Raw genomic sequence first — 12,823 nt, 5'->3', positions numbered from 1 at the left:
TTTTTGCTTTGCTACACCTACGGTACGAACCGATGGTCTGGAGGTTAAGTCACAGTGAATGCCATGTTTCGCGGAAAAGGATGGAGCTTTGGTTTTCGGAGCGCCATTATGCTTTACTTTGTTATCCTTATCGTGTTGCCTATTGTCGGAATTTATACGCAGTCGTTCTCACTGGGCTGGCTTCCTTTTTGGGAAAGTGTCTCCGACCCGTTAGCTTTGAAAGCCGTTCTTCTGACGATCAAGCTTTCGGTAATTGCTACTATTATGAATGTGTTTCTAGGAACAATGATCGGCTGGGTGCTGATCCGCTACCGGTTTCCGGGGCGCAGACTGCTTAACAGCCTGGTCGATTTGCCGTTTGCATTGCCTACAGCAGTAGGCGGGCTGATGATTTTGCTGCTGCTTGGTCCGGGAAGTCTTGTTGGAGGCTTGGCTGGCAAGCTGGGCATCGAAATTGTTTTTCATGAACCGGCGATCGTTGTTGCGATGCTGTTCGTGACCTTCCCATTCGTTATCCGGGCGATCCAGCCGCTGCTTGAGGAGCTGGATAAGTCGGAAGAGGAAGCGGCTTATATGCTGGGCGCATCTCGCGCCAAGACGTTCTTCAGCGTTATCTTTCCTTCGATGCTGCCGGGTATATTAAGCGGAGCCATGCTGGCTTTCTCCCGCGCACTGGCCGAATTCGGCGCAGTCGTACTCGTAGCTGGCAATATTCCAGGGAAGACGCTTATTGCATCGGTATATATTTTTGGAGAAATCGAGAGCGACAATCCGCAAGGCGCGGCGGCTATATCCGTCATGCTGCTGACGCTGTCCTTCCTCATTCTTTGGACCGTTAACCTCATTCAAGCAAGGAGGACGGGACAATGACGATGAGAAGGCTATGGATTACGCTAACTTATATGGTATTTGCACTGCTGCTTATCGCCCCGCTGGTGAAGATTTTTACTGGATCGTGGGCAGATGGGTGGAGCGGCTTCATCGAAGGCATTAGCCGGAAGCAATCGCTGCATGCCTTAATGATGACGGGAATTATTGTAGTTATCGTTACGGCGCTTAACACGGTATTCGGCATTATGCTGGCGTTGTACCTCGTACGTGCGGAATGGATCGGCAAACGGATGAAGCGTCTGCTTAACAGTATCGTTGATTTACCGTTCGCGGTATCGCCGGTTATCGGCGGCTTAATGATCGTTCTCATTCTTGGCCCTAATACTGTCCTAGGTACCTTGTTCGAGGACGCAGGAGTCAAGATTGTATATGCGCTGCCGGGTATGGTGCTTGCTACGCTATTCGTTACGTTCCCGTTAATGGTGCGCGAGGTTATGCCGGTGCTGCAGGAAATCGGCTCCCAGCAGGAAGAGGCGGCCTCGACGCTCGGGGCATACTCATGGTATACATTTTGGAAGGTAACCTGGCCCGCCATTCGCTGGGGTGTCATCTATGGCGTCGTGCTTACCGTAGCGCGGTCGCTTGGCGAATTCGGTGCTGTATTGGTCGTCTCGGGCAACATTATGAACAAAACGCAAACCGCTACTACGCTCGTCTATCAGGATGTGGAAAATTTCAACGTTGTTGCCGCCAATGGAATCGCGCTTGTGCTTGCGGCCTTCTCTGTAGGACTGCTGCTATTGATGGAATGGGCGAAAAAACGAAAGGAAGTGCACTGATCCATGCATATTGAAGTGCGTAATCTTGATAAGAGCTTTGGCGATTTTCACGCCGTGCAAAATGTTAGCTTCGAGATTGAAAAAGGACATCTCATCGGTTTGCTAGGACCGAGCGGCGGCGGCAAAACGTCGATTCTGCGCATGCTGGCAGGACTTGAGACGCCTTCCTCCGGCGACATCCTGTTCCATGGCAAGCGCGTCAATGATCTGCCTCCACAGGAGCGCGGCATTGGCTTCGTATTCCAAAACTATGCATTGTTCAAACACATGACGGTATATGATAATATCGCGTTCGGCCTTAAAGTAAAGAAGCAGTCGAAGGAGCAAATTCGCGAGCGCGTAATGACGCTGGTCGAGCTGACCGGTCTCAAAGGTTTCGAGCATCGTTATGCGCATCAGCTATCTGGTGGTCAACGGCAGCGTGTTGCGTTCGCTCGCGCGCTGGCGCCTGAGCCTCAGTTGCTGCTGCTCGATGAGCCTTTCGCGGCAATCGATGCCAAGATCCGTACGGAGCTTCGTACATGGCTGAAGGAAATGATCGAGCGTGTCGGCATTACTTCGATCTTCGTAACGCATGACCAAGAAGAAGCCATTGAAGTTGCGGATGAAATTATGATTATTAGCAAGGGCAAGCTTGAGCAGAAGGGTACGCCATGGGAAATTTACAAAAATCCGCAGACACCTTTTGTTGCCAGCTTCATCGGCGAGTCGACCATCGTTGAAAATGTTGCGAAGCTCAAAGGCTTCGAGGACGCGAGCAAGGTCGCCGGCACGAAGGCGCTTATCCGACCTGAATATATCGAGATCGGCAAGCCGGGCGAGATTAGACTCGCTTCCGCCGCAATGGAAGGCAAAGTGAAGCACATTCACTTCCGCGGCAGTGAATGGATGGTTGAGCTGGAGGTAGGCGATACGAAGCTGATTACGTACCGCTCGTTGGAGAAGGAAGTTCTGCATCCGGGCGACGAAGTTAGCATCCTCGTCCATCGTGCATATTTGTTCAATGACAATCAAAGCTGGATTGAAGAGAACAAGCTGAAGGTTGATCCGATGCCAATCCATATTTAACTTGGGGTCTAGACGAACTAGCCTTTCATCTTAGCAGAAAGAGTTGTATGCGAACATGAAATTATACCTGACAACAAGCCAGCGCTTGATCGCTATACTGCTGGCTGCAGCGCTGCTAGTGATAGCAGGCTGCAGCAGCGGAACTAACGATCCCGCCGCTGAATCTTCCGTACAAGACGGCGATGTAACGCTTGTAATCGGTGCATATTCGGTTGTTAAGGACGCCTTCGGAGATATTCTTCCGGAGTTTCAAGCGTACTGGCTGGAGAAGACCGGCCAAAAGGTATCCTTCCAGGAATCCTATGAAGCATCAGGTACTCAGGCGCGTGCGATCGCAGGCGGCTTCGAGGCGGATGTTGCGATTATGGCTATGGAAGGCGATCTCGACAAGATCGCAAATGCCGGGTTTATTACGGAGGATTGGAAGAAGCAGAGCAATGGCGGCGTAATTACGAATTCCATTGTCGTTATGGGTACGCGCGAAGGAAATCCGTTAGGCATTCAGGATTGGGACGATATCATCAAGAGCGGCGTTAAGGTGCTGTATCCGAATCCGAAGACCTCCGGCGGCGCGCAATGGGATATTAATGCGATCTATGGAGCCGGGCTCAAGAAGTCTGAGCAGGAAACAGGCTCGAAGGACCCGGAGTATGCGAAGAGCTTCTTGAAGTCGGTGCATGAGAATGTGGAGTCGCTTGATAAGAGCGGCCGGGCCTCCATGGCGGCCTTCGAATATGGAGTCGGCGATGTCATCGTGACCTATGAGAATGAGCTGTTATCGCGGATTAAGCAAGGCGTCAACTACGATATCGTCATTCCGTCCAGCACGATACTCATTGAGAACCCGGCTGCGGTCGTCGATAAGAACGCGGATAAGCACGGTACGCGCGAGCTAGCCGAAGCGTTCATTGCTTACTTGCACAGCGAAGATGCTCAGCGGGTTTTTGCGGATTACGGCTTCCGTCCGGTGAACGAGGCGGTCGCTGCTGACACGGCTGACCGATTCATCGTTCCAGAAGGACTGTTCGACGTTTCGTATCTCGGCGGCTGGGACGAAGTGAGAAAGACGCTTTATTCGAAGAAGGGCGTCTGGTATCAGGTTCTGGCAGATTTATAAGTCATACCATTAAGTTGAAATGAACAGGGAACCTCCGCTCGAAGCGCTTCGTCCAGAATGACGGCGCTTCGAGCGGAGGTTTATTTTCTTTGCAGTTCCTTGCTGCAACCTTCCGATTCATAAGGCCGTCTACTAGAGCAAAGAGGTGATACGGAAGTATGCCGAAACGATCTTATCGAATGATGCTAGCAGCAATAGCATACTGATCAAAGGGGACACTTCGGCTGCGTTTGCGATCGAGATCAAATGATTGGCGGGGCAGTGCGAAACCTATAGAACTAGCTAGAGGAGAGTTTCAATAGCCGATCGGCAATTGAGGCATTCTCCTTTTTTCTGCTGGTCGCCTTTTTTATAATGATTGGAAAGGGAATTTAATCCATCTAAGCGAATAATAATACATCGCTGTTATTCAAAATTGCGCAGCAGTGCGTGATAACGGAGTTGAGTGGATGGTTAACAGTCTCATTTTTGTCGTTATTTTAACGATTATMATTCATGCTGCCGAAACTTTGTCATATTCGGTTCGCTATGCGGGTGTTAAAATGAATAAGATCGCGGTAGCGCTATCCTTGACGGGCATTATCGTACTTATATCGCGAACAGCCAACATGCTGCAATCTATCAATACTGGACATTTCGTCGATCATGCAAGAACGGATGCAAGCTTTGATATACTTGGCTACTTCCGGATCGTATTGTTTGCGGCCTCTATTGGAACGTTAATTGCAATTGCGTTGTTTCCGACGTTCGTTCCGCTATGCGGAAGAATTATTGCCCGGCTGGAACTGACCGGCTCGATACCAAAGCTGATGTCCAGCGTCACGCTGGGTCAGTTGAAGAATGCGAAGCGTTATATTAGAAGACCGCGCATTCGGCTGAGCTCTTTCCGCTACTTGGGCATTCCGAAGCGATTTATTTTTCTCAACATTGCCGTCACGGCCTTCTATACGGTTGGTGTTATATCTGCGTTGTACGCGGCCCATCTCGCGCCTGCAATCAGCACGACTGCTTCACAAACGTCGGGCATTATTAACGGAATCGCGACGGTGCTGCTAACTATATTTATCGATCCGCAATTGGGGCTCATTATGGACAAGGCAACGAAGGATGAGGACGCAAGAAATCAATTAGGCAAAATATATACGCTGCTTATGGTATCTCGCTTCTTCGGAACGTTGCTCGCTCAACTGCTCATAATACCTGCTGCGTATGTGATTATCGCATTCGTAAAGCTTATCTAAGAAGGAGAGTACGCAAGTGGATATGAAATTATTTACGATCGATGAAGCGAATGTGCTGCTGCCTGAATTAAAGCAAGAGCTTTATAAGCTTCAGGTGCTCATTGACGATATTGATGACCGTTACTTGGAATTGCAGACGATTAAAGCGAAGCACAAGCTGTCTCCCGGTACGCGCGGAACGATGACCGACCCTTATTTTGAACAGGAGAGCCAGCTTGATTTCATGCGAATGGAAGCCGAGCTTCAGATAAGCAATTTCACTCGCAAGGGCGTACTAATAAAGTCGATTTCTCCAGGCTTATTGGATTTTCCAGCCATACTGGAAGGGAAGGAAGTTCTGCTATGCTGGAAGCAAGGGGAGGAGCAAATATCGCACTACCACGGCTGGAACGAAGGGTTCATGGGACGCAGGCCATATCCGTAAGCACGATAATGCAATAATGTTTGCGAATTTCGGTAATTTGTATTACGATTAGATTATAATAATTCTAAAAAACTAAGCTAGGAGTCAGGACAGGATTAGGCGGCATCTATATCTGCTTGGCTAGATGTAATAAGAGGAGGTATCCTGTTTATGTTGAACGTCACAGCGGAAATCGATAAAATCAATCGTCATTTGATGGCGAAAGGATATAAGTTAACGACTCAACGCGAAATTATATTGCGGGTATTGCTGGAGCATGAAGAAGACCATCTGAGCGCAGAGGGAGTATTCATGCTCGTGAAGGCAACCTATCCAGACATAGGCCTTGCTACCGTATACCGGACGCTAGAACTGCTTGCAGAGCTTCATATTGTTGAAAAAATGAACTTCGGCGACGGCGTAGCCCGCTACGACTTGCGCGATGCGGACAGCGAGCATATGCATCATCATTTGATCTGTGAAGTATGCGGCGCGCTGCAGGAAATCAAGGAAGACTGGCTGACGGAAATCGAGGAGCGAATCGAACGCGAATTCGGCTTCAAAGTGTCCGACCACCGTTTAGATTTTACGGGCACCTACAAGAAATGCAAAAACAGCAACGGCGCTTGCAAGAAAACAGGCAAAGCCGTTTCGTAAACAATATTCATGCACATAGTAGGGGCTGGAAAGGCTGAGTACTCTTCGCAGAGTCTCAGCCTTTCATTCGTTTCGTCATGCGGCGTTGCATATTTATGCCTGGTTGTTACACTAGAAAAAGGAAAGTTAAGGAGGAGAAGCTATGGAACTTGGCTTTAAAGGGAAGACCGCAATCGTTACCGGCGGCAGCAAAGGAATTGGATTTGCAACTGCAATGCTGCTTGCTTCGGAGGGAGCAGAGGTTGCTATTGTTGCAAGAGACCCCATCGGTTTAGACGCCGCAGCAGAAGAAATCTTTGCTAAGACGGGCAAGAAGGTGCTTACGATCAGCGCTGACGTCTCGCAGCCGGAAGCTGCGGCGCATGCGGTAGCAAGAACGGTCGACACATTCGGGAGAGTGGATATTCTCGTCAATAATGCGGGCACGTCAGCAGCGCGTCCGTTCGCCGATGTCGGCACGGAAGCTTGGACGTCCGATCTCGATCTGAAGCTGTTCGGAGCGATTCACTTTGCTCGTGAAGCGCTGCCTCACTTGCGTGCATCCGGACGCGGAGCTATCGTGAACGTAACGGCGGTCGGAGGCAAGACGCCAGGAGCCTCGTCGCTGCCGACGTCTGTAAGCCGCGCGGCGGGACTGGCCCTGACGAAAGCGATGAGCAAAGACCTTGCCTCGGATAACATTCGCGTTAATGCTGTATGTATCGGACTTATTCGCAGTGAGCAGATCGAGCGAATGTGGCGAAGCACGGCGCCTGAGCAGTCGTGGGAGCAATTCGCCGCAGATCCGAAGCATCGTATTCCGCTTGGCCGTATCGGCGAAGCGAGCGAGGCCGCGAACGTCATCGCCTTTCTCGTATCAGATGCCGCATCCTTCGTAACCGGAACGTCGGTTAACATTGATGGCGGAATCGCAGCCGTATTGTAACTTAGAATTATATTGTAGGAGTGTGCGCCGGACGGGGTTGTAGGAGCTCGGCGCATTTCGTTCGCGAGAAGGACAGATTTGTCCAAAGATGAAAAGAATACCTATACTGGAATGTTTCTAATCATGTATACTGTATAGAGGTCTTAAGTCCTGATCATTCGCTAGATTTCGACAGCAGTTTGATAGTTTTCGACTTAACCGAAATGAGGGCAAACGATGGAACATATACATGGATCTTACGACAGTTTACTCGTTATTTTCTCTTACATAATAGCGGTTGCTGCTTCCTATACAGCACTTGATCTGGCAGGCCGAGTCAGCAATGCGAAGGGCAGCAGCAGGCTCGGTTGGCTGTCATTCGGCGCAGCCATTATGGGCAGCGGCATATGGTCGATGCACTTTGTCGGCATGCTTGCTTATTCGCTGCCTATCACAATTAGATACGACATTGTTATTGTGTTCGCCTCTGTCATAGCGGCGATTGCGGCGGCATTCATTGCGCTCTACGTGGTTGGCCGCAATCAGTTAACGATTCGCCAACTGCTAACGGGCGGATTATTGCTTGCAACAGGCATATCGACAATGCACTATGTCGGAATGTCGGCTATATTAGTTGACTTATCTTACGATCCGCTCATGTTTACATTATCGATCGTCATTGCGATAGTGGCATCGATTGCGGCGCTGTGGCTATCGTTTTATTTTCGCGGGGGCAAGGAGAGCAGTGCAGGGTGGAAGAAGCTGGGCAGCGGTGTCATTATGGGTGCGGCGATTGTGGGCATGCATTATACGGGCATGTTCGCTACAAACTTCCATCCGAATAACAGAACTCCGTTCTCGATTGGGCTCATCCTTGATCAGAAGCTGCTTGCCTATCTAATCGTAGGCGGGACGCTGTTCACGCTGGGGTTGTCGTTATTCGGGATCGTTATGTCCAAGCGGTTGAACATTAAGGATACGGCTCTGGAGGAAAGCGAGAAATGGTATAAGTCGCTCTACGATAATAATCTCGACGGCATTGTGTCGGTCGACCTGAACCACCGCGTCATTAGTTATAATGAAGCGGCGCTCCACATTACGGGGCTGACAGATATTCAGGTGCTGGGAAAACCGATTTCCGAGCTTGCCAAAGTTATCGCTGAGCCGGATCGCGCTAAGACGACGGATATGTTCGTTAATGCGTTCAAGGGGATGCGCACGACTCATGAAACGACGCTTATTCGAAACGGTCAGGTCATTTTATTATCGGTAACGAATGTTCCGGTCATTATCGAGGGCAACGTGGCGGGCAGCTACATTATTTTCAAAGATATTACGGACGAGAAGCTGGCGGAGCAGCGAATTCATCATCTTGCGTATCACGATGAGCTGACGGGCTTGCCGAACCGAAGGAAGTTCAATCAAGCGATCAACGAATGGATTGAAGCTAGAAATGCAAGCCGTCTGCCGTTCGCTGTAATGGTGCTGGATATTGATCGATTCAAAATGATAAATGATTCGTTGGGGCATACGTATGGCGATCTCTTCTTGCAAGAATTGACGACACGCATTCAGACAAGCTTGGAGGGTCAGAACGTGATGTTAGCCCGCATGGGGGGCGATGAATTCACGATTCTATGCCGCAACTGCCCGGATGAGTCGGAGATCGTTGAGCTCGCAGAGAAGATCATTAACTCGATTCAGATTCCTTATAGGCTTAAGGACAACGACTTCTACGTGTCGGCAAGTATCGGCATATCTTTGTTCCCTCAGCATGGACATGATGCTACCGAGCTGCTTAAGAACGCGGATACGGCCATGTACGAAGTGAAGAGAAAAGGGAAAAACGGCTTTATGTTTTTCTCCCGAGAGCTGGATGACAAGCTGCAGCAGAAGATCGAGCTGGAGGGCGACCTGCGCAAAGCGGTGGATAATGGCGAGCTGCTGCTTCACTATCAGCCGCAAATTAGAACGTCCGACAACGAAATGATCGGTGTTGAAGCGCTTGTTCGCTGGAATCATAAAGACAGAGGGCTGTTATCGCCGGGAACGTTCATTCCGATTGCGGAAGAGACGGGCATCATATACGAGATCGGCACTTGGGTGCTGCGCGAAGCGTGCAGGCAGATGCGCGAATGGCATTTGGCAGGCGGCCCGCTCATTCCGGTAGCAGTCAATCTGTCATCGCAGCAATTCCATCAGCCTGATTTGGCAGGATATATCAAAGCGATATTGGATGATGTCGGTCTAGAGCCCAAATTTCTGGAGCTGGAGATTACGGAGAGCATGATGATGGACGCAGCGTTGTCGGCGGATATCTTGAAGCGACTGAATGAATACGGCGTTCGAATCAGTCTGGATGACTTCGGGACAGGCTACAGCTCCTTGAGCTATCTGAAAATGTTCCCGATCCACAAGCTTAAGATTGATCGTTCTTTCATTCGCGACATTACCCACAGCGGCAACGATCAAGCGATCGTCGCGACTATTATCGCTATGGCTCAGAACATGAATATGGAAGTTATCGCGGAAGGCATTGAGACGAAGGATCAGCTGGACATATTGAGGGACAAAGATTGCCAGAAAATTCAAGGCTACTACTTCAGCAAGCCGTTATCGGCTAATGACGTTGAAGAGTCGTTCTTCAAGCCGCAGCGCTCTTATGCCGAGCTTTCTTTATTTGATTCGTGATAAGCTTTGACGCAGTTCTGGCAGATGCATGACTTTCCTCGCTGTTCGGGAGGAACAAGCGCGATCAGTTCAGCAGGGATGGACGCTTGGAAGCACCAGCAGGCGCTGCCGCTTTGGCTCGAGGGTTCTGATTCGACGCCGCAATGATTGGTTTGACCGCAGATTGGACAGTTCATATGTGGTAAAGCCTCCGTTCTATAGGATGAATAGCTATTATTAAGCTTATAATTGAAGTGGCTGACGGGATGCATGACACCCGTCAGCCACTCTTTTTTTGTAATTTAACCGTTATTCGGCATTCAGAACGAATTTCTCGATGACATGTCGTACGCCCTCTTCGTTATTCGACAGAGTGACGTAGTCGGCGATTTCTTTCAATGAGCCAATGGCATTGCCCATAGCGACGCCAAGTCCGGCAGCGGAAACCATCTCATTATCGTTCCATGCGTCGCCCATAGCGATCGTTTGATCCATTGAGCAGCCAAGATGTTCGGCCATGAACCGAAGGGCATGACCTTTCGTGCCCTCCTTATGCATAAACTCCAAATAATGTGCCTTCGATTTTGTAATGTGAACGCGGTCGCCGATTAGAGGGCGAAGCTGCTCGGCAATGACGTCGAGTTTCTCGGGATCGTCGATGATGAGCATTTTGTTAAGCGGCTGACCGATTAGTTTATCGAAGTCGGGCTCGATTTTATATGGAATGTTGGATAGCTTGGAGTAAGCTTTGATTTTGTCGTTGTCCTCCGTGCCGTACAGCTCATCATTAACGTACAGCTGCAGATGAAGACCGTTTTCCTGCACGAATTGGTATAGCTCCTTCGCTGCATCGGTAGGTACGTTGCGCTCATACAGAACGGTGCCGTCGAGCAGCGTTTTGACGAGAGCTCCCTGATACGTAATAATAGGAACATTGAGCTCAACTTGCTTGGCGATCTTCACGGCGGAAGAATACATGCGGCCCGTAGCGAGCGTAACCGTTACACCTTGTGCGATAGCAGCAGCCATGGCGCTCTTCGTTCCTTCGGTTACGACGAGTTCGTCGGTCAACAGTGTATCGTCTACATCAATTGCAATAAGCTTATACATAATAGCGGTAAAGCTCCTCTCTATTCTCTTTCTGTACTCCTATATGGATAGTTCGCGTGGTAACCTTGATTGTATCGAAAATAGACCTATCATTCAACGCCTAAGAAACCAGATTATTCACATAAACTTGAAGGGAAGACATCACATGAACATTTTTACCTCTACTGCAGCGAAACAACGATTTATAGCGCTATGCGCTTTGGGAGCGGTATTATGCGTTGCTATTGGGTTTGCAATCGGACTCCTATCGATGGGCAACCGTTACCCGATGCTGAGAGAGAGGAGCTTCCAGCAATTTGCTGCATCGTATGACAGAGTCATGAGCGACTACTTGAACGGCGCGGAACCGAAGCAACTGCTGGACGGAGCAGCCGAAGGCATGATTGCATCGCTGGACGATCCGTATTCAAGTTATATGACCGGAGAGAAGGGAACGGCGTATACGCAATCCTACGAGGGGCAATTCTACGGTATCGGGGCAGATATTCGCGTCGAAGAAAGACAATTTGTAATTAGCAGTTTGACGAAAGGCGCTCCCGCAGAACGAGGCGGTCTGCTTCCCGGAGATATCATTGCTATGATTGACGGGAAATCAGTTAAGGGAATTGAGTTCCAAGAGCTGTTGGCTCTCGTTAGAGGGGAAGAGGGGACGACTGTTGTAGTGAAGGTCGTTCGCGGCAGCGATTCCAAGCCAATTGAAGTATCATTGAAGCGTGAAGCTATACCGGTGCATACGGTCACGTCAGAACTGCTGGATGGCGGGATTGGGCATGTAACGATTAGCCGTTTCGCGGAGATGACGGCAGAGGAATTCAAGACGGAGCTGGATGCGCTGCAGAAGGACAAGCCGCTGAAGGGGCTGTTGCTCGATCTTCGATCGAATCCCGGCGGTCTGCTTAAGCCAACGATTGAGATCGCGAACATCCTTATTCCGGATGACAAAGTGATATTAAATGTTGTCTACAAGGACGAGCGCCAGATTATAACGTACAAGTCCAGCCAGGAGAAGGAATGGACGATTCCAATCGCCGTGCTCGTGAACGGAATGTCGGCCAGCGCAAGCGAGGTGCTGACTGCCGCATTGAAGGAGTCGGCGGGGGCAGTCGTTATTGGCCAGCAGACGTATGGCAAAGGCGTCGTTCAGACGTTCAAGCAATTTCCCGACGGCTCAGTCCTCAGCTTGACCGAAGCCCAGTGGAAGACGCCTAGCGGGGCTTGGATCAATAAGAAGGGCGTAACACCCGATCATGTTGTTGCTCTGCCTGCGTATGCGAGTCTGCGGCCGCTGGCCATCGGAACGGAGATGAAGATAGGCAGCTACGGAGAAGATGTTCATACGCTTCAACAGGTCTTGCAGGAACTTGGATACGGCCCGGCAGGCGCCGAAGGCTACTATGACAAGCAAACGGCTGCTGCGATGAAGAAATTCCAAGAGGCAGAGCAGCTGGAGTCGAGCGGACAGTTCAACGATAAGAGCGGCTATCTGCTGCTGCAGCGGCTGCGTGAGAAGCTTGACCTTGAAGATCCACAACTCCACAAAGGAATAGAGCTGTTGCTGAACCAAGGCGCTTAGATCGCGATCTGAGTCGTCTCTCGCCTCTGCGTCTATGCTGGCAGCGGCCTAACCAACCAAGCAGTTTATATTCGCTGTTGACAACGGTAGTGATAATCATTATCATCTAATAAGGATGAGATAATACACCGCGGTGGCGAGAGGTGACTTAATGAAATGAAGAAGATCAAGTATTGCAAGCGTAATTTCAGGCACGGACTGAAGCCGATCTATAAGGCGATGAAGGATAAGTATCCTGAAATTAAGCAGAAGAAGAGCGATTGTCTAGGCAACTGCAAGACATGCAAGCTTGAATGCTTCGTTGTCGTTAAGTCCAAAACAATAACCGCGCCATCGGCAGATCAACTGTACAAGAGACTCAAAAAAATGATCGGCTAAATAGATCGACCGTCGCCATTCTTTAGCATTTG

At 49.9% G+C, this 12,823-nt stretch carries 13 protein-coding genes; 11 read left to right on the top strand and 2 right to left on the bottom strand.

The annotated features are described in order from the left end of the window. Nucleotides 1-63 precede the first annotated feature (63 nt). The 9 genes from cysT to AC1DF0_RS18205 all read left to right on the top strand — a co-directional run bounded on the left by cysT (nucleotide 64) and on the right by AC1DF0_RS18205 (nucleotide 9,751). Nucleotides 64-870: a sulfate ABC transporter permease subunit CysT gene (cysT, locus tag AC1DF0_RS18245; RefSeq protein ID WP_442048108.1), complete on the top strand. Its 807-nt coding sequence runs from the start codon at nucleotides 64-66 to the stop codon at nucleotides 868-870. Nucleotides 871-872: 2 nt separating this feature from the next. After that, nucleotides 873-1,670, top strand: coding sequence for a sulfate ABC transporter permease subunit (locus AC1DF0_RS18240; RefSeq protein ID WP_475820870.1), 798 nt, complete (start codon nucleotides 873-875; stop codon nucleotides 1,668-1,670). A gap of 3 nt (nucleotides 1,671-1,673) precedes the next feature. Continuing rightward, nucleotides 1,674-2,738: a sulfate/molybdate ABC transporter ATP-binding protein gene (locus tag AC1DF0_RS18235; protein WP_477574889.1), complete on the top strand. Its 1,065-nt coding sequence runs from the start codon at nucleotides 1,674-1,676 to the stop codon at nucleotides 2,736-2,738. Between the two features lie 55 nt (nucleotides 2,739-2,793). Beyond that, complete coding sequence (locus AC1DF0_RS18230) at nucleotides 2,794-3,855, top strand: sulfate ABC transporter substrate-binding protein (RefSeq protein ID WP_477574888.1); 1,062 nt, start codon at nucleotides 2,794-2,796, stop codon at nucleotides 3,853-3,855. 449 nt (nucleotides 3,856-4,304) lie between these two features. Further along, entirely contained in the window at nucleotides 4,305-5,096 is a 792-nt protein-coding gene (locus AC1DF0_RS18225) for a lipid II flippase Amj family protein (protein ID WP_477574887.1), read from the top strand. Nucleotides 5,097-5,118: 22 nt separating this feature from the next. Beyond that, a complete protein-coding gene (locus AC1DF0_RS18220; RefSeq protein WP_477574960.1) occupies nucleotides 5,119-5,520 on the top strand; it encodes a DUF2203 family protein in 402 nt (133 codons plus the stop codon). Nucleotides 5,521-5,670: 150 nt separating this feature from the next. Continuing rightward, nucleotides 5,671-6,156, top strand: coding sequence for a ferric iron uptake transcriptional regulator (gene fur / locus AC1DF0_RS18215; RefSeq protein ID WP_442048037.1), 486 nt, complete (start codon nucleotides 5,671-5,673; stop codon nucleotides 6,154-6,156). A gap of 142 nt (nucleotides 6,157-6,298) precedes the next feature. Further along, nucleotides 6,299-7,081, top strand: coding sequence for an SDR family NAD(P)-dependent oxidoreductase (locus AC1DF0_RS18210; RefSeq protein WP_477574886.1), 783 nt, complete (start codon nucleotides 6,299-6,301; stop codon nucleotides 7,079-7,081). A 216-nt stretch (nucleotides 7,082-7,297) separates the two neighbouring features. Next, nucleotides 7,298-9,751: an EAL domain-containing protein gene (locus tag AC1DF0_RS18205; protein ID WP_477574885.1), complete on the top strand. Its 2,454-nt coding sequence runs from the start codon at nucleotides 7,298-7,300 to the stop codon at nucleotides 9,749-9,751. Here the strand turns inward: AC1DF0_RS18205 and AC1DF0_RS18200 are convergent. Both AC1DF0_RS18200 and AC1DF0_RS18195 read right to left on the bottom strand, forming a co-directional pair. Beyond that, complete coding sequence (locus AC1DF0_RS18200) at nucleotides 9,721-9,927, bottom strand: cysteine-rich CWC family protein (RefSeq protein ID WP_442048034.1); 207 nt, start codon at nucleotides 9,925-9,927, stop codon at nucleotides 9,721-9,723. The genes AC1DF0_RS18205 and AC1DF0_RS18200 overlap by 31 nt on opposite strands. Before the next feature lie 112 nt (nucleotides 9,928-10,039). Beyond that, nucleotides 10,040-10,840, bottom strand: a complete 801-nt coding sequence (locus tag AC1DF0_RS18195; RefSeq protein ID WP_477574884.1) for a Cof-type HAD-IIB family hydrolase — start codon at nucleotides 10,838-10,840, stop codon at nucleotides 10,040-10,042. A gap of 145 nt (nucleotides 10,841-10,985) precedes the next feature. Between AC1DF0_RS18195 and AC1DF0_RS18190 the strand changes: the two genes are divergently transcribed. Beyond that, the gene (locus AC1DF0_RS18190; RefSeq protein WP_442048032.1) at nucleotides 10,986-12,413 is read left to right on the top strand and encodes a S41 family peptidase; all 1,428 of its coding nucleotides are present in this window, start codon (nucleotides 10,986-10,988) and stop codon (nucleotides 12,411-12,413) included. A 156-nt stretch (nucleotides 12,414-12,569) separates the two neighbouring features. Next, nucleotides 12,570-12,791 (top strand): DUF1450 domain-containing protein, encoded by a 222-nt coding sequence (locus AC1DF0_RS18185; protein WP_442048031.1) that lies wholly within the window; start codon nucleotides 12,570-12,572, stop codon nucleotides 12,789-12,791. The last annotated feature ends 32 nt before the right edge of the window (nucleotides 12,792-12,823 follow it).

Source organism: Paenibacillus sp. 05T425 (assembly GCF_056396205.1).
This window is presented reverse-complemented; position numbering and strand designations above follow the sequence as displayed.